We start from the raw sequence: 24,723 nt of genomic DNA, 5'->3' as shown, positions 1-24,723 counted from the left end.
TAAAAGGGCGGCGGAGGCGCTGGGCTCTCCGCCGCCCGTGGTGCTGGTGAGAGGCGCGCGCTCTAGCGGCGCAGGGTGCGGCTGCGGCGGACGATGCGCGGACCGTCGTCCTGAGCGGCGGCAGCGGCGGCGTCCGGTGTGCCGGCCGTGTCGACGACGGCGGCGAGCCCGGCGACCGTCGGCGCCTGGAAGAACTCCTGGACGGTCAGCGGTACGCCGAACCGGGCGCGGATCCGGGTCAGGGCCTGGATCGCCAGGAGCGAATGCCCGCCCAGCGCGAAGAAGCTCTCCTGGCGGCCGACCCGGGCCAGCCCGAGGAGCTCCGCCCAGATCTCCGCGACCCCGCGTTCGGTGTCCGTGGCGGGGGCCGCGTACGCGAGACGGGTCGGGCGGACCCCGAGGGCGAGCAGGGCCCTCTTGTCCACCTTCCCGTTCGTCGTCAGCGGCAGCGCGTCGAGCACGCGGTACGCCGAGGGCACCATGTAGTCCGGCAGCGCCGCCTCGGCGCAGCCGCGCAACTGCGCCTCGTCGGGCGCGAGCACCCCGGCCTCCGGGACCACGAAGGCGATCAACTGCCGCCCCACGGAAGGGATGTCGACGGGCAGGACACGGGCCTGGTCGACCGCCGGGTGCGCCGAGAGCGCCGCCTCGATGTCGCCCAGCTCGATCCGGAAACCCCGGATCTTCACCTGGTCGTCGGTCCTGCCGTGGAACTCCAGCATCGCGTCCCGCCGCCAGCGCGCCAGGTCGCCCGTGCGGTACATGCGCGAGCCGGGCGGACCGAACGGGTCGGCCACGAACCGTTCGGCGGTCAGCCCCGGGCGGCCCAGATAGCCGCGCGCCAACTGCGCCCCCGCCAGATACAGTTCGCCGGTCACGCCCGGGGGCACCGGCTGGAGCCTCGCGTCGAGCACGTACACCTGGACGTTCTCGATCGGTCGCCCGATCGGCGTGCGGTCGTGGACGTCGACGCAGTCCATCACGGTGACCGCGACCGTGCTCTCGGCCGGGCCGTAGCCGTTGAAGAAGGTGCGTCCTCCGGCGGTCCACTGCGGGACGAGGGAGCCGGCGTAGGCCTCCCCGCCGACCGAGACCAGCCGCAGTCCGGGCAGCCGCTCCGGATCCAGCAGCGGCAGCATCGCCGGCGGGAACTCCGCCACGGTGACGCCCGTGGAGCGCATCAGCTCCGTGAGCACCTCCGGGTCGCGGCGCTCCTCGTCGGAGGCCACCACCAGGGCGGCCCCGGAGAGCAGCGAGCAGTAGACGTCCTGGGCGTGCACGTCGAAGGTGGGCGCCGCGAAGTGCAGGAGTGTGTCGGCGTCGGTCACCTCGTACCGGCGGGTGAGAGCGTGGAAGAAGCTCACCACCGCGTGGTGCTCCACCAGGACGCCCTTGGGCAGCCCGGTGGATCCCGAGGTGTGCACCACGTACGCCGCATGGCGCCGGGTCAGCGGGCGCACCCGGTCCGCGTCGGCCGGATTCGACTCCTTGCCCGGGGTGTTCAGCAGGGCGGCGACCGACTCGACGGTGAACACGGCCACCGGCGCGGCGTTCTCCAGCGTGGCGGCGGTCCTGGCGGCGGGCGCGGCGGGGTCGATCGGCATGTAGGCGGCGCCGGACTTCAGCACGCCGAGCATGGCGGTCACCATGTCCGCCGAGCGCGGCAGCACCAGCGCGACCAGGTCCTCGGGGCCCGCGCCGGCCGCGATCAGATGGTGCGCCACCCGGTTGGCGCGGGCGTTGAGCTCCCCGTAGGAGATCGTCCGGCCGGCCCAGATCAGGGCGGGGGCCTCCGGTGCGCGCGCCACCCGGTCCTCGAACAGCTCGACGAGGGTGGCCGGGGCGACCGGGCAGGTCCGGGAGTTCCGCGTGACGAGCAGGTCGTCGCGCTCCTCGGGGGCCAGCAGGTCGACGGCGGACAGACGGCGGCCGGGGTCGTCGGCGAAGGCCTCCAGGATCCGGACGAGCCGGTCGCCGAAGTCCCGCGCGCTCGCCTCCTCGAACAGGTCCACGCTGTACTCGACGTAAGCGTCCAGACCGTCGGGGGCGCCGTCCGGGGTGTGGCTCTCGGTGAGGTCGACGTGCAGGTCGAACACGGCCGAGTCCAGGTCGAGCGGGACCGGCTCGGCCCGTACGCCCGGCAGGTCGAGCAGGTCCTCGGTGTCGTTGTGCAGGGTGAGCATCACCTGGAACAGCGGGTGGCGGGTCATGGAGCGGACCGGGTTGAGCGCCTCGACCAGCCGCTCGAAGGGGATGTCCTGGTTCTCGTACGCGGCGAGATCGGTGGCCCGTACCCGGCCCAGCAGCTCCCGCAGCGTGGGGTCGCCGGAGGTGTCCGTGCGCAGCGCCAGCGTGTTCACGAAGAAGCCCACCAGCTCGTCGAGCGCCTCGTCGGTGCGGCCCGCGATCGGGGTGCCGATCATGATGTCCGTGCCGCCGCCGAGCCGGCCGATCAGGGCGGCCAGGCCGGTCTGGAGCACCATGAAGAGGCTGGTGTCGGTCTGCTCCACGCGCTCCAGGAGCCGCCGGTGCAGCGGTGCCGGAATCCGGAACGGCACCGTGCCGCCCTTGTTGCTCGCGGCCGCCGGACGCGGCCGGTCCACGGGCAGCACGGTCTCCTCCGGTGCGCCGTCGAGCGCCGTGCGCCAGAAGGCGAGCTGGCGGGCGACCGTGCTGTGCGGGTCGTCCTCGCTGCCGAGGAGGTCCTGCTGCCAGAGGGTGTAGTCGGGGTACTGCACGGGAAGCGGCGGGAGGTCGGGAGCCGCTCCCCGGGTCCGTGCGCGGTAGGCGGCGGCCAGGTCCCGCCACAGCGGGCCCATGGACCAGCCGTCGCCGGCGATGTGGTGGATCACCAGCAGGAAGACATGGGTGTCCGGACCGGTGACGAGGAGACGGGCGCGGACCGGCGGGTCGACCGTGACGTCGAAGCCCTCGCCCGCGGCCCGGGAGGCGGCGGCCGCCACCTCGTCGTCCGTGGTCTCGGTGACGACGAGCCGGGGGCGTGCCTCCACCGGGTCCAGGAGCTGCCGGCGGGGGCCGTCGGCCGAGTCGGGGAAGACCGTGCGCAGCGTCTCGTGGCGGGCGACGAGGTCGCCGAGGGCCGCCTCCAGGGCCGCGCGGTCGAGCGGACCGGTGAGCCGCAGCGCGGAGGGCATGTTGTACGCGGCCCGCTGGTCCTCGAACCGGTTGAGGAACCACAGGCGTTGCTGGGCGGACGACAGCGGTGCGGCGTCCGGGCGCTCCGCGCGGACCAGCGGCCTGCGCGCGCTGCCCGCCGCGTCGAGGGCCCGGGCGAGGGCTGCCACCGTCGGCGTCTCGAAGACGGCCCGGATGGGGAGTTCGACGCCGAGCTCCGAGCGGATCCGGCTGATCAGCCGGGTGGCGAGCAGCGAATGGCCGCCGCCGGAGAAGAAGTTGGCGTCGACGTCGTGCCACGGCCGGCCGAGCACCTCGCCGAAGAGGGCACACAGCTCCTCCTCCCGCCGGCTCGCGGGCGCCCGGCCGGCCGCCTCCGGGGTGAAGGAGGGGGCGGGCAGGGCACGGCGGTCCAGCTTGCCGTTGGGGGAGAGCGGGAAGGCGTCCAGGACGACGAAGGCGCGCGGCACCATCGCGGAGAGCAGGAACTCCTCGGCGTGGCGGCGCAGTTCACCGATGTCCGGACTGCTTCCCGCGTCCGGTACGACGTAGGCGACCAGCTGCTTCCCCTCGGACCCCTCGTCCCGGGCGAGCACCGCGACCTGGGCCACCGAGGGGTGCTTGGCGAGCACCGACTCGATCTCGCCCGGCTCCACGCGGATGCCGCGGATCTTGACCTGGTGGTCGGCCCGGCCCTGGAACTCCAGAGCGCCGTCGGGCAGCCGCCGGGCGAGGTCGCCGGACCGGTACATCCGGGAGCCGGCCGGCCCGTGGGGGTCGGCGACGAAGCGCTCGGCGGTGAGGCCGGGGCGGTCCGCGTAGCCGCGGGCGACGCCCTCGCCGCCGATGTACAGCTCGCCCACGACACCGGCGGGCACCGGCCGCAGCCGTCCGTCGAGGACGTAGACCCGGGTGTTGGCGACGGGCCGGCCGATCGGGGCCGCAACGGGCCAGCGGGCGGGGTCGGCGGGCAGCGAGTGGACGGTCGCCCCGTGGGCCTCGGCGGGGCCGTACAGATTGTGCAGCCGTCGGCCGTTGCCCGTGTGGTGGGCGCGGGTGCGGTCGTCGAGGGTGAGCGCCTCACCGGCCTGCTGGACGTCGGTGAGCGAGGTCAGCGCGAGCCCGAGCTCCTCGGCGGCCTCGTACACCGCGTCGATGACCGGGGCGGGCGCGTACAGCTCGTTGACCTGATGGCGGTCCAGCCAGCGGGCGAGCTGTTCGGCGCTGCGCCGGGTGTCCTCGGTGGGCACCACGAGCGTCTTGCCGGAGATCAGCGTGGAGAGGATCTCCTGTACGGAGACGTCGAAGCCGACCGCGGTGAACTGGGCCGTCCTGACCCCGGTCATGCCGGCCATGGTGTCCCGCTGCCACAGGATCAGGTTGCGGGGCCCGGCGGCCGGCATCAGGACGCCCTTGGGGCGGCCGGTGGAGCCGGAGGTGTAGATGACGTACGCCGTGTTCAGGGCGGTGAGCGGCGCGGTGCGCTCCGCGTCCGTGGGGTCGGTGGCCGGGCGGGCGGCCGTCTCGGCGATCAGCGCGGGGTCGTCCAGCAGCAGCCGCTCAGCCCCCTCCGGCACCAGGCCGGCGGTCCGGGAGTGGGCGATCGTCAGCGCCGGGGCGGCGTCGCCGAGGAGGTAGGCGACGCGGTCGCGGGGGTAGTCCGGGTCCACCGGGACGTAGGCCGCGCCGCTCTTGAACACGGCGAGCAGCGCCACGATCATGTCGAGCGAGCGGGGCACCAGCAGCGCGACGGACCGCTCCGGGCCCGCGCCCCGGGCGATCAGGGTGCGGGCGAGCCGGTTGGCGCGCTCGTTCAGCTCGGCGTAGGTGAGGGTCTCCTCCTCGAACACCACCGCTGCCGCGCCGGGCGTCCGGGCGACCTGCTCCTCGACCAGGGCGGGCAGGGTCGCCCCGGCGACCGGGGCCTCGGTGGCGTTGTGGCCGGTGATCTCCCGGGCGTGCTCCTCGGGAGCGAGCAGGGCGATGTCGTCGGCGCGGGCCCCGGGCGTCGTCAACTGGGCGCGGAGCACGGTGAGGTAGTGGTCCGCCATCCGCCGTACGCGGTCCTCGTCGTAGAGGTCCCGGCTGTAGACGAAGCGGCAGACGGTGGATTCGGGTCCGGCCTCGAAGTGCGCTTCGAGGTCGAAGCGGGTGACGCGGTCCTCGATCTCCAGGAAGCGGACGTCCAGTCCGGGCGCGCCGGCCTCCTCGCGCAGGTCGAGGTAGTTGCACATGACCTGGAAGACCGGGTTGAGGCCGGGGTCGCGGTCGGGGGCCAGCTCCTCCACCACCCGGCCGAAGGGCGCCTCCTGGTTGGCCTGCGCGGACAGCAGGTTCTCGTGCGTGCGCCGCTGGAGTTCGGCGAGCGTCGCACCGCCCGGCACCTGGTTGCGCAGCGCCACCGTGTTCACGAAGAACCCGACGATGCCCTCGAACTCCTTACGGGTCCGGTTGGCGACGGGCGCGCCGACGATGATGTCCTCCTCGCCGGTGTAGCGGTGCAGCAGGACGTCGAACGCGGTGAGCAGCACGCTGAACGGGGAGACCCCGTCGCGTCGGCACACCACCTTCAGCTGCCGCTCCAGGTCGTCCGGGAGCGTGGCCAGGAGCGTGGAGCCCTCGAAGGTGGGCCGGGCCGGGCGGGGGCGGTCGGCGGGAATCCTCAGAACGGGCAGCTCGCCGGCGAGTTCGCTCTTCCAGTGGTCGACCTGGCGGCGCAGCTCGCCGCCCACGAGCGACTGCTGCTCCCAGCCGGCGTAGTCCGCGTAACCGAGCGCGAGGGCGGGCAGGGTGGCGGGCGTGCCGGAGACGCGGCCCTCGTAGAACTGCCAGAGCTCCCGCGAGAAGAGGCTCTCCGACCAGCCGTCGGTGACGACGTGGTGGAAGTTGAGGAAGAGGTAGTGGCGGCCGGTGCCGGGGCCGGACCGGAACACGGCGGCCCGCAGCAACGGCCCCTCGGTCAGGTCGAACGGGATCTGCGCCGCGTCCGCCATCCGGCGCAGGACCTCCGCCTCCACCGCTTCGGGCGTGGCGCCCGGGACGTCGGTGCACGCGATGTCGAGCGCGAGCGCGGAGGAGATCCGCAGCACCGGTCCGCCGTCCTCCTCGCCGAGGACGGACCGCAGCATCTCGTGCCGGTCGACCAGGTCCTGGAGTGCGCCGCGCAGCGCGTCGAGGTCGAGAGGGCCGTCGACGCGCAGGGCGAACGGGACGTTGTAGGCGGCGTTGCCGCCGTGCAGCCGGTCCAGGAACCACAGTTGGCGCTGGGCGCTGGAGGCGGGCAGCGGTCCTTCGCGGTCCACCCGGCCGATCGCGTCGTCCGCGAAGACGTCCTTCGTGGAGGTGAGGAGCATGCCCAGGAGCTCGGCCTGGAGGCTCTCGGCGGTGGTGCGCGGCGCCTGGTCGGTGGCGTGCGCGGTCGTGCCGGTGTCCTGCGGTGCCATGTCAGTGCTCCCGTCCGTCGGCGAGCACCCGGCGCACGATGGCCAGCGCCCGGTCGATGTCCGCCTCGCGGACCCCGCAGTGGGTGACGGCGCGCAGCCGGCCGTGGCCGAGCTCGGCCAGTGCCAGCCCGTGCAGACCGACGGCCTCGACGAAGGTCTGCCAGGTGAAGCGCGGGTCGGTCACCCTGAACATGACGATGTTGGTCTGGACGGCGGCCGGGTCGACCTCGATGCCGTCGATCCCGGCGAGCCCCTCGGCCAGCCGCAGCGCGTTCGCGTGGTCGTCCTGGAGCCGGTGCAGATCGTCCAGGGCCACCAGCCCGGCCGCCGCGATCAGGCCCGCCTGCCGCATACCGCCGCCGAGCATCTTGCGGGCCCGCCGCGCCTCCGTGATGAACTCGGCGGTGCCGACGACCATCGAGCCGATCGGCGCGCCGAGCCCCTTCGAGAGGCAGAACTGCACGGAGTCCGCGTACTGCGCTATCTCGCCGGCCGGCAGCCCCAGCGCGGTGGACGCGTTGAAGATCCGCGCCCCGTCGAGGTGTACGGCGACCTCGCGTTCGTGCGCGAACTCCCACACCTCCTTGAGATAGGTCTGCGGCAGCACGACACCGCCGCACCGGTTCTGGGTGTTCTCCAGGCAGATCAGCGAGGGCAGCGCGAACTGCTCGTCGTCCGGGTCGTCGGGGAAGCCCCGCCGCAGATCGGACAGGAGCAGCCGGCCGTCGCTCTGGTTGGGGACCGGTTCGTACATGACGCCGGCGCAGACCGTCGCCCCGGCCGCCTCGTAGATGTAGATGTCGCTCTCCGCGCCGACCAGCATCTTCGAGCCGCGCGGGGCGTGCGTCATGATCGAGACGAGGTTGGCCATGGTGCCGCTGGGCAGCAGCAGGCCGGCCTGCTTGCCGAGCAGATCGGCGGCGCGCTCCTCCAGTTCGAGGACGGTCGGGTCCTCGCCGTACACGTCGTCGCCGAGGCGGGCCTCGTTCATCGCCCGCATCATGGCGGGGGTGGGCAGGGTGAAGGTGTCGCTGCGCAGTTCAATCATCGTCGGTGCTCTCTTCGCTGCTGGTCTGTGGGTGGTGTCGGAGCGCCGGGGCCCAGGCCCTCAGGCGTCGGGGCGCAGCCGGACGTCGACGGCCCGCAGGGCCGCGTCCAGGGCCTCCGCCACCTCGCCGGAGCCGGCTCCGGCGGCGACGATGTGGCCGAGCCGGTCGTAGGCGTTCCGCGGCGGGCGTACGGCCGCGCCCTCGCGGGCGGTCACGGTGACCCGCTCGACGCCGTCCAGGGCCTGGGCCTCGTCGGCTCCGGCCACGGTCTCCAGGGTTCCGGGGCGGTCGGCCAGCAGGAACTGGATGCCCGCGTGGCCGCTCCGGTCGGCTGCGAGGTCGACGGGGAGGGCGGCGGCGGCCCGGATCTGCTGCTCCAGGAGGTCACGGCCGGTGGCCAGCCGGATCAGCTCGGGGATCATGCCCCCGGCGAGCCGCGGGTTGATCTCGATGATCGCCGGTCCGCGCCCGGTGAGCTTGACCTCGGTGTGCGTGGGTCCGGAGCGGATGCCGACGGCCTTGAGCGCCCGCCGGACGGTCTCGGTCAGCTCCTCCCGTACGGAGTCGGGGAGTTCGGCCGGGAAGAGGTGCCGTGACTCGACGAAGTGGGGTGTGCCCGTGAGGTATTTGGCGGTGACGCCGACACAGGTGGCCTCGCCGTCCTCGCCGAACATCTCCACGCTGTACTCGGGGGCGTCGAGATACTCCTCGACCAGTACGGTGCGCGCGGTGGGCAGCCCTCGTACGTTGGTGTGCACGGCGAGCACCCGGGCGGCGTGGGCGACGGCCTCCTCGACCGTGGTGCACAGGAGCACGTCGTTGGAGCCGGAGTCGTCGGCGGGCTTGACCACGCACGGCAGGCCCACCGCCGCGACCGCCGCGGCGGTCCGTGCCTCGTCCGTCACCACGGCGAAGCCGGGCTGGCCGACGCCGGCCGCCGCGAGGGACTTCCGCAGCTCGGCCTTGTTGCGGCAGCGGACGGTGGCGTCCTCGGGGTTGCCGGGCAGGCCCAGCCAGTCGGCGAGCGCGGCGACCGTGGGCACGTAGAAGTCGCTGGTCGTGGTGATCCCGGCGATCTCCTCGCGGCGGAAGTGCTCCTGGATCAGCGTGCGGAGGCCGGGCATGTCGTTGGTGTCGCAGACCATGACCTCGCATCCGGTGCCGTCCAGCCCGGCGTAGCGCTCCGGCTTCGAGGTGAGCAGGACGGAGGTGAGGCCCAGGCCGGCGGCGGTGCGCAGCGCCTGCACCCCGGTGCCGCTGGTGTTGGCCTCGACGAACAGCAGATGGCGGCGGCGCTCCGGGCGTCCGCTCAGCTCGGCGCGGGACCAGGCGTACACCTCGGTGCCGTAGTCGACGGTGACGGGGGCCTCGGACAGCGGGAGGTCCGTCAGCCGGTGCTCCTGCCAGTAGGCGTCGCTGTAGACGGTCGTGGTGTACCGGTCGCCCCGGTCGGGGAAGATGCCCGCGATCCGGGTGCCGGGCGCGGCCCGCAGCGCGGTGTCGCGCAGCAGCCGGTAGACGGATCCGGAGGTGTTGCCGGCGAAGATCTGCTGCTCGCGGGCGAGCGCGCGGGTGGCGGTGAACGCCTCGTGGTCGTTGAGCCAGTGGACCTCGTCGATCTGGGTCCGGTCGAGGTTGTTGGGGTGCAGGCTGTTGCCGAGCCCGCTCTGCCGGCGGCCCGGCACGTCGGGCTGGTCGAAGAGGGTGCTGCCGACCGAGTCGACGCCGATCACCCGGAGGCCGGGCAGGTGCCTGCGCAGGGCGCGGGCGGTGCCGCAGAGGGAGCCGCCGCTGCCGACCGCGCCGACCAGGATGTCGATGGGGCCGAGGTCCTCCAGGATCTCGGCGGCGAGCGCCCGGTAGGCCCCGGGGTTGTCGGGGTTGCTGTACTGCTGCGGCCAGAAGGCGTCCGGCATCTCGCGCAGGAGCTCCGCGAGGCGGGTGAGCCGGGCGCCCTGCCAGCCGCCGTCGGTCATGGCGGGCACGACGTGCACCTCGCAGCCGAGCGCCAGCAGCTTCGCCATGGTCGTCGGGTCGGTCCGCGGGTCGGTGACGATGTGGACCGGGTGGCCGAGCGAGCGGCCGACCAGGGCCACGCCGAGCGCCATGGTGCCCGACGAGCTCTCCACGACGGGGGCGCCCGGCCGGAGCACGCCCAGCCGGCGGGCCTCGGCCACGATGTTCTTGGCCACCCGGTCCTTCATGCCGAAGGCGTTCGCGAGTTCCAGCTTGGCGTACACCTCGGTGCCCGCGGAGGCCGGCAGGTCGAGCCGGACCAGCGGTGTGTGGCCGACGGCTTCGTTCATCGAGTCGAAGATCATGTTCATGCCCCCCAGGCACGGTCGGTGTGCGAAGAACGAGCGGGTACGGGCACGGCCCGGCGGGCGCCGGAGTGCCAGGCGTCGCCCGTGCCGAGCGAGCGGTGTACGGCGGTGGCGCCGGTCAGATCGGCGCAGGCGGCGCGCGCGGCGGCCACCTTCACGTCCAGGGCCGGGTCATCGGCGGCGTAGAGGATGCCGAGCATGGTGCCGCTGTGCGCGCACACCACCCCGAGCCCGCCGGTCGCGGCGCTGATGCGCTCCAGCTCGGGCAGCCGACGGCGCGGCCGCAGCCGGGCGTTGAGCTGGGCGCTGCGGGTGGCGACCTGGCCCACGGTGGTGAGGTCGCCCGCCCGGACGGCGTCGCACAGCCGGTCCAGCAGCCGCGCGTACTCCCGCTTCTCGGCCTCCCCGGCCGGTTTCGCCGCCCGGTTGTGCACGATCGTGTCGACCTGGCCGCCCTCGTCGTGCGCGACGATCACCAGGGGCGGCAGGGCGCCGAGGGCTTCACGGAGCTCGGCCTCCCGGTGGTAGTAGGCGACGATCTCGTCGTACATCACGCCGTCGGTCGGTTCGATCTCCCGCAGGAACGACTCGATCGTCGCGGCGTCGAACTCGGTGCCGAGCGCCGCCGCCACGGCGCGCGCCGTGGCCACGAGGTCCGCCGACGAGCTGGCCATGCCCTTGCCCTCGGGCAGTTCGCTGTCCAGCTCCAGGACGCCGCCGCCCCCGTGGCCCGCCGCCGCGAGGGCGAGCCGGGCGATCCGCAGCGCCTTGCGCTTGTGCGGGGGCCAGACGACCAGCCCGCTGCTGTCGGGGAAGTGCTGGAAGGAGGCCGTGCTCCACGCGGCGACCGGGAAGGTCACCATGAAGTGCCGGTCGCTGCCCGGCAGTACCCCCTGCAGCAGTTCCCCGAAGGTCCCGAAGGCCCTGCCCGTTCCCCGTGCCGCCTCGTCCGTCTCAGACAGCACCGTGCGCGGTTCCGCTTCCATCTGCGCTCTCCCCCGTTCCCCGGGCGTTCGCCGCCCTGTCCTGCCATTCCTTGACGAGCCGCTCACGCTCCGCGCCCTGGGCGCGCAGTGCGGCGGCCACCGCCTCCGGGTGCGCCGACCCGGAGGACTTCATACGGAGCAGCGCCTGCTCCACCTCGAAGGTGTCGCCGAGTGTCCCGGCCGGGTCGCGCAGGACCAGGCCCTCCGTCCCGGCGGCCGCCCGCAGCAGCTCGGGGTCGGTGTCGGCCGGGGCGAGCCCGGCCTCCGAGGCCGCCACGACATACCGGCCGGCGATCACCTGGGCGCGGCGCCAGGGGATGTCCTCGGCGAGCGTGAGGGAGTTGGCGAGCGAGAAGCCGCCGAGGAACTCCCGGGCGCACACCCGGGCCATCCGGTCGGTGTCGAAGTCGAGATGGCGCAGCACCTCGGTGAACAGCCGCAGGGTGCTGCGCAGCGTCTCGAAGGACTGGTTGACGTACGCCCCCGCCTCCTTGGACACCTCCACGGTGTTGGAGTACGGCGTGTTCCGCTGCCCGAGGCTCGCGTCCAGGTGGAAGGAGGACAGATGGGCGCTGCGCCCGCGGATGCGCTCCAGGACCGGGAAGTTCTTCTTCTGCGGCATCGCGGAGGAGATGCCGCACAGCTCGTCGGGCAGGTCGATGAAGCCGTACTCGCTGCTGCCCCAGGCGAGCAGGTCCGTGGCGAAGCGGCTCAGCGTCACCCCGAACACACCGAACTCCGCGGTGATTTCGAGCGCCCAGGCGCGGGAGGCGACGGAGGTCAGCGCGTTGGGCTGCACCCGTCCGAAGCCGAGGAGCGCGGCCAGCCGGTCACGGTCCCAGGCCAGCTCCTGCCCCGACATGGCGCCCGCGCCGAGCGGGCACGCGTCGAGCGCCTCGTAGGTGGCGAGCAGCCGGCGCAGGGTGTGCTGGACGTGCTCGGAGAGCGCGGCCAGATGGAAGCCGGGCGTGATGATCTGGGCGGCCTGGTGGTGGGTGTAGCCGGGCATCGGCCGGTCGGCGGTACGGGCGGCCAGCGCCCGTGCGGCGGCCTCGAACTCCAGCAGGTGCTCCGCCGCCTCGACGAGCCTGGCCCGCCCGAACATCAGCTGGGCGCAGGCCTGGAGGTCGTTGCGGCTGCGGTCGACGTGCCAGGCCGGGACGGGGGCGGAGAGCCCGGACTCCACATGGCGTTCGAGGGCGAAGGCGATGTCGGACATGGTCGACTGTCGCTCGGCCGCGAGGACGTCCTTCGTCGCGCCGGCCAGCAGGCCGTCGAGCTCGTCGGCCTGCTCGGGGGTGACGAGCTCCATGCGGGCGTACTCGGCGACGAGCGCCCGTTCGATGCGTACGTAGAACGGCAGCAGGTGCTCGGACTCGTAGCGGAACTGCGGATCGAGGATCTCCTCGCGCAGCAGGGTGCTGGGGCCGCTCGCGATGCGGCCGGTGAGTGCGGTGGTGTGCGGCGTGTTCACAGGGGTGCCCCTCAGACCGTTTCGGGATGGTGCTCGGGAATGACCCGCACCGAGCGGACGTCGGACAGGAGCAGGACGACCGCGGAGAGCAGCACGCCGACCGCGCCGAGCAGCAGCGTCTGCTGGGTGCCGATCCAGCCGCCGAGGAGGCCGCCGGCGAGGGCGCCGACCGGCGTGATGCCCATGACGATCATGCGGATCGAGGCGTTCATCCGGCCCAGCAGCCGGTCGGGCGTGAGCGCCGTGCGCAGGCTGCGCTGGTTGACGTTGTAGACGATCACCATGGCGGCGTCGACGAAGTACATGACGACGATCAGGAGTGCGGCGACGACCTTGGGCAGCAGGGTGGCCACCGGGATCAGCAGGGCCGTGACCCCCGCGAGGCCGAGCGAGAAGACCATGGCGCGGCCGACGCCCAGCCAGTCGCTCGCCCGCTCCGCGATGAGCGCGCCGACCAGCGCGCCCGCCCCGGAGGAGGCGAAGACCAGGCCGATGTAGAAGGGTTCGAGCCCCAGGGTCCGGGTGATGAAGATCAGGAACACCGGCTCGATGACCAGGGTGAACAGGTTGAACAGCAGGGTCGCGGTGACCAGGGTGCGGATCACCCGGTTCCGCAGGATCGGCTCCGCGCCCTCGACGATGTCCCGCCAGATGCTCTGCGGTGCCGGCCCCTCCTCGGACACGACCGGGGCCGCCTTCTCCTCCCGGTGGGTGATGAGGCCGGTGAAGACCGCCGAGACGAGGTACGTCACCGCGTTGATGATCACCGCGAACGGGGCGGAGATGATCTGGAGAAGCGCCCCGCCGACGGCGTTGCCGCCGATGTCCGACGCGGAGCTGCTCAGTTCGAGCTTGCTGTTGCCGTCGACCAGATGCCTGCGGTCGATGAGCAGCGGCAGATAGGAGGAGCTGCCGATGTCGGACACCACGGTGCAGGCGCCGATCAGCAGGGACACGATGAGCAGCAGCGGGAAGGTGAGGAAGTCACCCGCCCAGGCCGCCGGAATGATCAGCAGCAGCACCGCGCGCAGCACGTCGGTCAGGATGAGGATGGGCCGCTTGGGACTGCGGTCCAGCCAGACGCCGACGAACAGGCTGATGAAGAGGTACGGCAGCGTCTCCGACGCGACCAGGACACCCATCTCGAACGGGGTCGCCGAGAGGGAGACGGCCGCGATCAGCGGGACCGCCACGGCGGTGACCTTGGATCCGAACAGCGAGGCGGTCAGCCCGAGCCACAGGTTCCGGAAGTCCGCATGCCGCCACAGACTCGATTTCTTCTCCGTCACCGGTCCAGCCCTTCGCCCATGATCTTTTCCATGTCCTTCGCCGTCTCCCGGATGTGCGCGCCGCGCACGATCCCGTAGTGGTCGGTGTCGAGTTCACGCACGACGAGAGGTCCTCGGACCGCGCGCGCCCAGGCCCGTGCGGAGCCGAGCCGGGCCCCGTCCGTGCTCTGGTAGAAGTGCACGGCTCCCCGGTGGGCGGGGGGCTGGTAGGCCGCGGCGGCGAGCGTGTTCGCCCGGAACACCGCGTAGTGGCGGGCGAGTTCACCGGGGGTGAGCCCGGCGCCCGCGTCCTGCCGGATCAGCTCGTCCCGGACGGTCCGCAGCCCGTCCTCCTCGTGCCCGGCGGCCTGCGCGGCGGCCAGGGACGCGGCCAGCGGCTCCGGCATACCGAGTCCGGCGGACCTCAGGAGGTCTTCGGCGAAGTCGGCGAGCAGGGTGTCGGGGGCGCCGCCCGTACCGGGGAAGCCGGTGTCCAGCAGGGCCAGCAGCGCGACGTCCTCGCCCTGTTCGGTGAGCGTGTGGGCCATCTCGTACGCCACCAGACCGCCGAACGACCAGCCGCCGAGCCGGTAGGGGCCGGCCGGCTGGACCTCGCGGACGGCCCGCAGCCCGAGGTCGGCCAGCTCCCGCACGGTCGCCGCCGACGGTGTTCCCGGGGTCAGTCCGGGGGCGGGCAGACCGTGGACGGGCCGGCCGGTCCCGAGTACGGCGGCGGCCTCCCGGTAGCACAGGACACCTCCGCCGACCGGGTGGACGAGGAACAGCGGGGGCTGCCCGCCGCCGCCCGCGAGGGGCACGGCCGCGCCGGGGCGGCCGTCCGTGCCGTGCCCGTCGCGCAGCAGGGCGGCCTGCCGGGCGACCGTCGGGTGCGCCAGGACGGCCGAGACGCCGAGAGCGGTGCCGTACGCCGCGTTGATCCGGGAGATCAGGCGCAGGGCCAGCAGGGAGTGGCCGCCCGCGTCGAAGAAGTCGTCGTGGATCCCGAGCCCGCTCCGCCCCAGCAGCTCGGCCCAGATCTCCAGCAGCCGCTGTTCCCGGGCGTCGCGGGGCGGCGCGGCGGGGCGGTCCCCGGCCGGGGCGGCGGTCGGGTCGGGCAGCCGCTTGCGGTCCAGCTTGCCGCTGTGCGTCAGCGGCATCGCGGCCAGCGGGGACCAGGCGGTGGGCACCATGTAGGCGGGCAGGGCGGCCCTCAGACGGGCGGCGAGCGAGGCCGGTTCGGGGGCGGCGCCGGGAGCCGGCACGTAGTAGGCGGCCAGCCGCTCCTCGCGCAGCAGCACCGCGCACTCCGCCACCGACGGGTGGGCCGAGAGGACGGCCTCGATCTCGCCGAGCTCGATCCGGAAGCCGCGGAGTTTGATCTGCGCGTCGGTCCGGCCGCGGTACTCCAGCGCGCCGCCGGGCAGCCGCCGGACGAGGTCGCCGGTGCGGTAGAGCCGCCGGGTCACCCCGCGGCCGTCGGTGTGCCGGACGAAGCTCGCCCCGGTCAGATCGGGCCGCCGGTGGTAGCCCTCGGCGAGCTGGACGCCGCCGAGATACAGCTCGCCGGTCACGCCCTGCGGGACGGGCAGCCCGTGCCGGTCCAGGACGTGCAGTTCGGTGTTGGCGACCGGCCGGCCGATGGGCACGATGCCGGAGCCGTCGTCGACACACGTCCAGTGGGTGACGTCGACGGCCGCCTCGGTCGGCCCGTACAGATTGTGCAGCTCGGCGGGGAACCGGGCCAGGAACCGTTCCTGAAGGTCGTACGGGAGCGCCTCGCCGCTGCAGACGACCCGGGTCAGACCCGTGCACCCGGCCGTGGCCGGGTCCTCCACGAACGCCTGGAGCATGGAGGGCACGAAGTGCGCCGTGGTGACGGACTCCGCCTCGATCAGCGCCGCGAGGTACGCCGGATCGCGGTGCCCGCCGGGCTTCGCGACGACGAGGACGCCGCCCGCGAGCAGGGGCCAGAACAGCTCCCAGACCGACACGTCGAACGTGGTGGGCGTCTTGTGCAGCACCGGCTCGCCCGGCCGCAGGCCGTACGCGCGCTGCATCCACAGCAACCGGTTGGCGATCGCCCGGTGGGAGACCACCACGCCCTTGGGTTTTCCGGTCGAGCCCGAGGTGAAGATCATGTACGCGGGATCGGCGGGCCCGGCGGCGGCGCAGGCCCTCTCGTCCGGAGCCGTGGTCCCGGCGTCCCCGGGCCGTACGACCTCGACGCCGGGCCCGGCGATCTTCGCGTCCCAGGGGGCCGCCGAGATCACCAGGGAGATGCCCGCGTCGTCCAGGATCCCGCGCAGGCGCTGTTCGGGGTGGTCCGGGTCGAGCGGGACGTAGGCGGCGCCGGACTTCAGCACTGCGAGCAGCAGGACGGGAAGTTCGAGGCAGCGCTCCACCAGGACCGCCACGAAGCGCCCCGGGCCCGCGCCCCGGGCCCGCAGCCGGTCCGCCAACAGGTCGGCCCGCTCGTCCAGTTCGCGGTAGCCGAGGGTCTGCCCGTCGTACCGCACGGCCGGGGCGTCCGGGGTGCGCCGGGCCTGCTCCTCGACCAGGGTGTGCAGCACATGGGGGCGGTCGAACACCTCGGCGGTGGCGTTCGCCTCCGCCAGGGCGCGGTGCTCCGCCGCCGAGAGCAGGTCGGCGCTCTCGTAGCGGGCCTCCGGGTCGGTGGCCAGGGCGGCGAGCGCGGCGGCGTAGTAGCCGTGGGCCCGCTCGACGCTCTCCGCGTCGAAGCGGGTGGCGTCGTGGCGCAGCCCGAGCCCGAGCGCACCGTCGGTGCCGTCGCGGAAGAACTCGGCGCCGAAGGGGAAGTTGGTGTGCGCGATCCCGCGCTCGTCGAGCACCCGCACCGGCACCGGAACCGGCGACCCGTTGGACGTCTCCGCCGCATCCGGCACCGCCGACACCGACGCCTCGACGTGGAAGTGGGTGTAGTTGAAGAACGCCTCGAAGAGCTCGGACGTACCGGCCTCCCGCACGACCTCGGAGAGCGGGAACCTGCGGTGCCGCTGGATCGCCAGATCCAGCTCCGCGGTGTCCCGCACCAGGTCGGCCCAGGTGCCGCCGGTCAGCCGGGCGCGGACGGGCAGCGTGTTGAGGAAGACGCCGAGGGCCAGATCGCCGTCGCGCTCCTCGCTGCGCCCGCCCAGGACCGCGCCGGTGACGACGTCGTCGGTCCCGGTCAGCAGCGACAGCACGCGCAGATGCGCGGCGAGCAGCACGGTCCGCAGCGGGACCCCGAGGTCGCGGGCGAGCGCGGTGAGGCCCCGGTGCACCGCCTCGGGCACCGGACGCTCGTCGATCCCCATGACCGGACGGGCCGCCTCCCGGGCGGCGGCGGGGGTGCCGGGCAGCCGGGTGAGCGTCGAACCGGCGAGCCGGTCCGCCCAGAAGCGGCGGCTCTCCTCGTCGGCTGTCGCCGCGCGCTCCAGGCGTACGTAGGAGGCGAAGCGGGCGGCCGGCGGGGGCGCGGTGACCGGTGCGGCGCCGGCGAGCCCCCGGCCGTAGCCGAGAAGCAGTTCGGCGAAGAGGGAGCGCTCGCTCCAGCCGTCGAGGATCGCGTGGTGCTCGCTGATGAACAGCTGGAGGGTGTCGTCCGTGCGGCGCTGTACATGGAAGCGGATCAGGGGCGCCGTCAGCGGGTCGAACGGCGCGGCACGCTCCCGCTCGAACCTGCGGTCCGCCGCCGCGTCCAGCTCCGCCCCGGTCAGCCCGCGCAGATCCTCGAACGTCAGCGGCAGCGGCACGTGCTCCCACACCAGCTGCATCGGCTCGTCGAAGCGGCTCAGGTCGAAGGAGGTCCGCAGGATCTCGTGCCGCCGCAGCAGGCCGGCGACCGTGTCGCGCCAGGACCGCTCGCAGAAACCGGCTTCCAGGCGGTACGTGGAGACGTTGTGGTACTCCGTGCCCGCGCCGGACAGATCGCTGTGGAAGAGCATCCCGCCCTGGAGCCGGGTCATCGGGTACGCGTCGGTGACGCCGTCCGGCACCCGGGCCCGGTCGGCGGCCGGGAGCAGCGAGAAGGGCCGGTACGTCCGTCGGCCGGCGGGCTCCTCGGGGGTGCGGGCGACGGCGGCGAGCGTGCGCACGGTCTGGTGGGTCATCAGATCGGTGAAGCCGATCTCCAGCCCCGCCTCGCGGGCCAGCGACAGCAGCCGGATGGAGCGGATGGAGTCGCCTCCGAGGGCGAAGTAGTTGTCGTCCACGCCCACCCGCTCCACGCCCAGGGCGTGTGCCCACACCGAGGCCAGCGTCTCCTCGGCCGGAGTGCTCGGTGCGGTGAACTCCGCCTCGCGGTGAACCGTTCGGGCCGCCGGGTCGGGGAGCTTCGCCCGGTCCACCTTGCCGTTGGCGGTGAGCGGGAACTCCGGCAGCACCGTGAAGGTGGACGGGATCATGTAGCCGGGAAGCCGGCGGGCCGCGTGGCCGCGCAGGGCCTCGGGGGCCGGGTCGGCGCCGCGCGCGGTGACGTACGCGGCGAGCGCGGCGTGCCCTTCCGCGTCGGTGTGCAGCACCACGACCGCCTCATGGACGCCCTCGTGCTCGGTGAGGGCCGACTCCACCTCGCCCAGCTCCACCCGGAAGCCGCGCAGCTGGATCTGCGAGTCGATCCGGCCGCCGTACTCCAGGTCGCCGTCGGGCAGCCGGCGGGCCAGGTCGCCGGTGCGGTACAGCCGCTCGCCGGAGCCGGTGGCGGGGGCGGTGCTGAAGGGGTGGGGGACGAAGCGTTCGGCGGTCAGCTCGGGCCGGTTGAGATAGCCGTCGGCCAGGCCGCTCCCGCCGACGTACAGCTCACCCGTCACCCCGGGCGGCACGGGCGAGCCGTGCCGGTCCAGGACGTACAGCCGGAGGTCGTCGATGGGCTCGCCGATGACGCTGCCGGCGCCGGCCCGCAGGTCCTCCAGGGTGATCGGGCGGTAGGTGACGTGCACGGTCGTCTCGGTGATGCCGTACATGTTGACCAGCCGGGGCGTGACGTCGCCGTGCCGGGCGAACCAGTCGCGCAGGGCGTGCGGATCGAGCGCCTCGCCGCCGAAGATCACCTGACGCAGGGCGAGTTCGCCGGCCGGTGATCCCGGCGCGGCCTCGGAATCACCGGTCCGTCCGGCCTCCTCGGCGCGGATCAGCTGGTAGAAGGCGGAGGGCGTCTGGTTGAGCACCGTGACCCGCTGCTCGCGCAACAGCCGCAGGAACGCCGCCGGTTCGCGGCTCGTCTCGTACGGCACGATGACGAGCCGGCCGCCGTGGGCGAGCGCTCCCCACAGCTCCCAGACCGAGAAGTCGAAGGCGTAGCTGTGGAACAGCGTCCACACGTCCTGCTCGCCGAACCCGAACCAGCGGTCGGTGGAGGTGAACAGCCGGCTGATGTTGCGGTGCGGGATCAGCACGCCCTTGGGACGGCCGGTCGACCCCGAGGTGTAGATGACGTACGCGAGGTCGTCGGGGCCCGCACCGCCGGACGGAGGGCCCGCCGGGCCGTCCCCGGCCGTGTCCTCGGCGTCCAGGACGTCCCCGTCGAACCCCTCCCACCACCGCGGAACCGCGCCCCCGGTGAGGATCGTGCGGAGCCCGGAGTCCTCGACCATGTGGCGCAGCCGCTCCACGGGATAGGCGGGGTCCAGGGGTACGTAGGCGCCGCCGGCCTTCAGGACGGCGAGGAGCCCGGTCACCAGGGCGGCGGACCGCTCCATGCTCAGGCCGACCAGGGTGCCCGGTCCGACGCCGTGCGCGCGCAGCCGGTGGGCGAGGCGGTCCGCGCGGGCGTCCAGTTCCGCGTAGCCGATCGTGGTGTCGCCGTCGACGAGGGCCACCGCGTCGGGCGTCCGGGCGGCCCACCGGGCGAAGCGCTCGTGGACTGGCTCCGGGCGGGCGTCGGTGCGGCCGGGGGCCGGCGGCGGGGCCAGTTCCGCGTACTGCGCGTCGGACAGCATCCGCAGCGAGGACACCGGGGCGTCCGGGTGCGCGACGATCTCCTCGATCAGCCGCCCGTAGTGCTCGGCCAGCGCCCCGACGATCCGGTCGTCGAACAGGTCCGTGCGGTACTCGAAGACGCCCGCAGCGCCGCCGTCCGCGGTCTCCGCCACATCGAGGGTCAGGTCGAACTTGGCGGTGCCGGAGTCCACGGGCACGGGCCGGGCGGTGATCCCCGGCAGCCGCAGCTCCTCGTCACCGGTCTCGTTCATGCCGAACATCACCTGGAAGAGCGGGGAGGCGTCGGCCGTGCGGTCCGGGTTCTTCATCCGGACCAGTTCCTCGAAGGGGAGGTCCTGCTGGCCCTGGGCCGCCAGCACCCGGTCGCGTACCTGCCCGAGGAGTTCGCGGAACGTCGGGTCCGCCGACAGATCGGCGCGGAACACCGTGGTGTTGATGAACAGCCCCACCGTGTCGGCGAATTCGTCGCGGTGACGTCCGGCGATCGGGGTGCCGACGACGATGTCGTCGTGTCCGGTGTAGCGGCTCAGCAGGATGTCGAAGGCGGCGAGCAGGCCCATGAAGAACGTGGCGTTCGCGTCGGCGCACAGCTCGCGCAGCTGCCGGGCCGCCGAGGGCAGCGGAAAGGCGAGGTCGGCTCCGGCGCCGCGGGCGGCCGGCGTGGCGGTGCCGCCGTTCCCGGCCGGTGCGTCCGTGCTCGGCTGGCGGGTCACGGGCAGCCGCAGGACGGGCAGTTCGCCCGCCAGCTCCGCCTCCCAGTGCTCCCGCTGCCGCTTCGCCTGCGGGCTCTCCAGCCACTCGTCCTGCCAGGCGGAGTAGTCCGCGTACTGGAACTCCGGCTCCTCGGGAGCCGCCGGGTCCTCGCCGTTCACCAGGGCGGTGTACGTCGCGGTGAACTCGCGGAGCAGGATCTCCGTCGACCAGCCGTCCGCGACGATGTGGTGCATGCCGAGCAGCAGCACCGCGTCCCGGTCGCCGACCCGCAGCAGACCGGCCCGGAACAGCGGGCCCTCGGCCAGGTCGAACGGGCGGGCCGCCTCGTCCCGTGTCCAGGCCTCGGCCGCGGCCTCCGGGTCCTCGGCGTCGCGGACGTCGTACTCCCGCCACTCGAAGCCGGCGTCGGGGCTGATCAGCTGGAACAGCTCGCCCTCACGGGCCGCGAACGTGGTGCGCAGGGCCTCGTGCCGCTGGACGAGAGCCTCGGCGGCCCCGCGCAGGGCCCGGCTGTCCACCGCACCGTCCAGCCGGTGGAAGAGCGGCAGGTGGTACGTCGGCGCGTCCCCGGCCAGCTGCTGCAGGAAGTACATGCGGTGCTGTGCCCGCGAAGCGCGGAACTCATAGAATTCCGGTTCGGCTGCTCCAGGCAGTCCGGTCGTCACGACGTCCCCATCCTCGATGTCCTTCGATGTCCCTCGGTGCCCGGTCGCTTCGGCACTGCTCAGCGCAGGAGTTCGAGCAGGGAACGCATCTCGTCCACGCTCATGCCGCTGATCTTTTCCCTGAGGTTCCGGTCCACCTCGTCGGCGAAGTCCCGCAGCACCGGCCGGTCGAACACGGTGCGCAGCGGCAGCTCCAGGCCGAAGCGGTCGCGGAGCCGGCCGGTCACCCGGGTGGCCAGAAGCGAATGGCCGCCCAGGTCGAAGAAGGAGTCGTCCGCGCCGACCGACCCGACCTCCAGCACCTCGCACCAGATCTCGCCGACGGCCCGCTGGACCGGCCCGTCGAGAGCGGCCCGTTCGCCCTGCCCGGCGGTCATGTCCGCGGCCGGGTCGGGCAGTTGGTGGCGGTCGGTCTTGCCGTTGGCGTTGAGCGGCAGCCGGTCCATGACGACCAGGAACGGCGGCCGCATGTGGTCCGGGAGCCACTCGGCCAGATGCGCCCGCAGCGACTCCACGGTCGGCGCGCCGTCCTGCCCGCCCCCCGCCACGTAACCGCTGAGCCGGTACTGCCCGGAGGGCGTGCGCCGGGCGACCACCACGGCGTCCCGCACCTGGGGGTGGTCGCGGAGCACCGACTCGATCTCGCCGAGTTCGACGCGCATGCCGCGGACCTTGATCTGGTGGTCGTTGCGCCCGACGAACTTGATCGAGCCGTCCGGGCGCAGATAGCCCTGGTCGCCGGTGCGGTACAGCCGCTCCCCGGTGCCGAAGGGGCTGGCCACGAACGCCTGGGCGGTCTTCACCGGGTCGTTGAGGTAGCCGCGGGCCAGACCGGCGCCGCCGATGTACAGGTCTCCGGTGACCCCGACGGGCAGCGGGGCGTAAGCCGCGTCGAGGACATGGACGGTGTTGTTGTCGAACGGCGTCCCGACGCTCACCGCACCGGAGTCCTCGGCGTCGGAGGCCGTACACGTACGGATGGTGGAGTCGATGGACACCTCGGTGGCGCCCCAGGTGTTGTGCAGGGCCCCGGGCATCGTCTCGTGGAAGCGCCGTACGGAGGCGGGGGTGAGGGCCTCGCCGCTGGAGACCGTGTTGCGCAGGGAGCCGAGCGCGATCCGCTCGTCCGGGGTGATCTGGTCCATCAGCAGGTTCAGCATGCTGGGCACGGTCTGGAGGAGGACCGTCCGGTAGGCCGTGGCGGCGGCCAGGACCGCCTGCGGGTCGCGGTGGAGGCCCGGCCCGATCAGCGCGATCCGACCGCCGTACATCAGCGGCCAGAAGAGTTCGAGCGCCGAGTCGTCGAAGGTGAGCGTCGTCTTGTGCAGGACGGTCTCGCCGGGGCGCAGGGCGTGCTGTTTCTGCATCCAGACCATCCGGTTGACCCAGCCCCCGTGGGTGCTGGCGACCCCCTTGGGCGCCCCGGTCGAGCCCGAGGTGTAGTACACCGACACCAGGTTCTCCAGGTGCACGGCGACCGCCGGCCGGTGCGCCGGGCAGGCCGCGAGGGTCTCCCGGTCCGCGTCGACGCGGACCACATGGGCCGCCTCGGGGGCCCGGTCCGCCTGGTGGCCGAGGGTGAGGCAGACCTCCGCCCGGGCGTCCGCCATGATCTGGGTCAGCCGCTGGCGGGGGGCCTCCGGGTCCAGGGGCAGATAGCCGGCCCCCGCCTTGAGGACGGCGAGGAGCGACACCACCAGCTCCGTCGACCGGTCCAGGCACACCCCGACCACGTCGTCGGGCCCGACGCCGAGCCGCCCCAGGTGGTGGGCGAGGCGGTTGGCGCGCGCGTCCAGCTCCGCGTAGCTGAGCTCGGCGTCCTCGTGGACCACGGCGACGGCGTCCGGGGAGGCGTCCACCCGGTCCTCGATGAGCTCGTGCAGGGCCCGGTCGGCGGGGAAGGCCACGGCGGTGTCGTTCCAGGCGTCCAGCCGGTCCAGCTCGGCCCGGGTGCAGAGCCGGTGCCGGGCGAGGCCCGCGCGGGGGGCGTCGAGGACCTGGTCGAGCAGGCCGAGGAAGTGGGTGACCAGGCGTTCGGCGGTGGCCCGGTCGTAGAGGTCGGTGCTGAACTCCAGGTCGCAGGCGAACGATCCGTCCCGCTGCCGCGCCATGAAGAGCGTCAGGTCGAAGCGCGAGGTCGCACCGGTCGCCCGGGCCGGTTCGGTCTCCAGTCCGTCGAGGCGGAGGGTGAGGTCCTCCCCCTCCTGGTAGGCGAAGACCGTCTGCACGAGCGGCGCGTGGCTGGTGACGCCCTGGAGGCCGAGCCGCTGCACGATTTGCTCGAACGGCACGTCCTGGTGGTCCAGCGCGCCCAGGCAGGTGGCGCTCACCCGGCGCAGGAAGTCCTCGAAGGTGTCGTGGTCCCGGTGGCGGGAGCGTACGGGGACGGTGTTGACGAAGAAGCCGACGAGCCGGTCGACGTCGGGGTGGTGCCGGCCTGCGACCGGGGTTCCGACGACGAGGTCGCGCTGCCCGGAGTACTTGTGCAGGGTCGTCAGGAAGGTGGTGAGCAGCCACGCGTAGACCGTGACGTCGTGCCGGCGGCTCGCCTCGGCCACCCGGTCGCCGAGCTCCGGCTCCAGCGTGAACAGGACGTGGTCCCCGTCGTAGGACTGGGCGGCCGGGCGCGGTCGGTCGGTCGGGAAGGCCGACAGCTCCGGGGCGCCGGCCAGCTCGGACTCCCAGTACGCCAGCTGCCGCTCCCCGGCCCCGCCGTCCAGCCAGGCACGCTGCCGCACCGCGAAGTCCGCGTAGTCCAGGGGAAGTTCCGGCAGGCCGGGGGAGCGTCCGGCGAGCGCCGCCGTGTATCCCTCGGCCAGCTCGCCGAGGATCAGGGTGGTGGACCAGCCGTCGGTGACGACGTGGTGGAAGGTGAGCTGCAGGAAGGCGTCGTGCTCGGCGATCCGGTACAGCGTGGCCCGGAACAGCGGGGCCGCCGCCAGGTCGAAGGGGGTGGCGATGTCCGCCCGGATGAGGCGTTCGGCGGCAGCCGCGGGATCGGCCGTGCCGTCGCGCAGATCCTCGATGCGCAGCTCGGCGTGGAGCGAGGGCTCGATCCGCTGTACGGGCCGGTCCCCGTCCAGGTGCAGGGCGGTGCGCAGGACGGCGTGACGGTCCACCAGGCCCTGCAGCGCGGTCCGCAGCGCCGCCGGGTCGAGCGCGCCGCGCAGCCGGTGGACGAGCGGTTCGTTGTAGGCGGCGGAGTCCGGGTCGAGCTGGTGCAGCAGCCAGAGCCGCTCCTGGGCGTGGGACAGCGGAAGACCTTCGCGGCCCGCCGCGCCCCGGCCGGAGGAGCCGGAGGATCCGGAAGGGCCGGAGGCGGCCGCCGGCTCGGACCGGTCCGACGGGTCCGACAGGCTCGCCGGGTCGATGAGGTCGACGAGCAGCACGGCCAGCTTGGCGGGGCTGCGCTGCTCGAAGATCCAGGCGAGCGGCACCTCGCCCGTCGCCTTCGACCGGATCCGCATCGCGGCGCGGGCGGCGAGGATGGAATCACCGCCGGCTGCGAAGAAATCGTCGTCGCGCGCGAAATCGGAGAGGCCGAGGGCATTCCCGAACACGTCGGAGAGCCAGGCCTCTACTTTTTCCTGAGATTCACTGCGCGAAGACACGTCTACCCCGACCCCAAAGAGAGAGTTCATCGATCCTGCGGACTTATCCGTATGCCTGTGTCGGCATGTCCTGATCCTGCACTTCGCGACAGGGGAAAAGGGCGGCGACGGTGGCTC

At 73.3% G+C, this 24,723-nt stretch carries 8 protein-coding genes; all 8 read right to left on the bottom strand.

Translation table 11 applies throughout. The features are described 5' to 3' along the window. Positions 1–62 precede the first annotated feature (62 nt). From KV381_RS18050 to KV381_RS18015, 8 genes are read right to left on the bottom strand one after another with little or no spacing between them, the layout of a single operon-like run. Positions 63–6,578: a non-ribosomal peptide synthetase gene (locus KV381_RS18050; RefSeq protein ID WP_218785668.1), complete on the bottom strand. Its 6,516-nt coding sequence runs from the start codon at positions 6,576–6,578 to the stop codon at positions 63–65. Position 6,579: 1 nt separating this feature from the next. Next, complete coding sequence (gene ltaE, locus KV381_RS18045) at positions 6,580–7,626, bottom strand: low-specificity L-threonine aldolase (protein ID WP_030077187.1); 1,047 nt, start codon at positions 7,624–7,626, stop codon at positions 6,580–6,582. A gap of 60 nt (positions 7,627–7,686) precedes the next feature. Continuing rightward, positions 7,687–9,954, bottom strand: coding sequence for a pyridoxal-phosphate dependent enzyme (locus tag KV381_RS18040; RefSeq protein WP_256995090.1), 2,268 nt, complete (start codon positions 9,952–9,954; stop codon positions 7,687–7,689). Beyond that, entirely contained in the window at positions 9,951–10,937 is a 987-nt protein-coding gene (locus KV381_RS18035) for a kinase (RefSeq protein WP_063755548.1), read from the bottom strand. The genes KV381_RS18040 and KV381_RS18035 overlap by 4 nt, the downstream gene beginning before the upstream one ends. Then, complete coding sequence (locus tag KV381_RS18030; protein ID WP_230543462.1) at positions 10,906–12,411, bottom strand: argininosuccinate lyase; 1,506 nt, start codon at positions 12,409–12,411, stop codon at positions 10,906–10,908. Before KV381_RS18030 ends, KV381_RS18035 begins: the two co-directional genes overlap by 32 nt. An 11-nt stretch (positions 12,412–12,422) precedes the next feature. Next, positions 12,423–13,700 carry an MFS transporter gene (locus tag KV381_RS18025; protein ID WP_032786493.1) on the bottom strand — a complete coding sequence of 426 codons (1,278 nt, stop codon included), beginning with the start codon at positions 13,698–13,700 and terminating at the stop codon, positions 12,423–12,425. Further along, positions 13,697–20,995 carry a non-ribosomal peptide synthetase gene (locus KV381_RS18020; protein ID WP_306438313.1) on the bottom strand — a complete coding sequence of 2,433 codons (7,299 nt, stop codon included), beginning with the start codon at positions 20,993–20,995 and terminating at the stop codon, positions 13,697–13,699. The genes KV381_RS18025 and KV381_RS18020 overlap by 4 nt, the downstream gene beginning before the upstream one ends. A gap of 59 nt (positions 20,996–21,054) precedes the next feature. After that, positions 21,055–24,555, bottom strand: coding sequence for a non-ribosomal peptide synthetase (locus KV381_RS18015; RefSeq protein WP_218785664.1), 3,501 nt, complete (start codon positions 24,553–24,555; stop codon positions 21,055–21,057). Between the last annotated feature and the right edge of the window lie 168 nt (positions 24,556–24,723).

The organism is Streptomyces sp. WY228 (genome assembly GCF_019287315.1).
Classification (GTDB): domain Bacteria; phylum Actinomycetota; class Actinomycetes; order Streptomycetales; family Streptomycetaceae; genus Streptomyces; species Streptomyces caviscabies.
The sequence above is the reverse complement of the archived record's forward strand: the minus strand, read 5'-3'. Positions and strand labels throughout refer to the sequence as shown.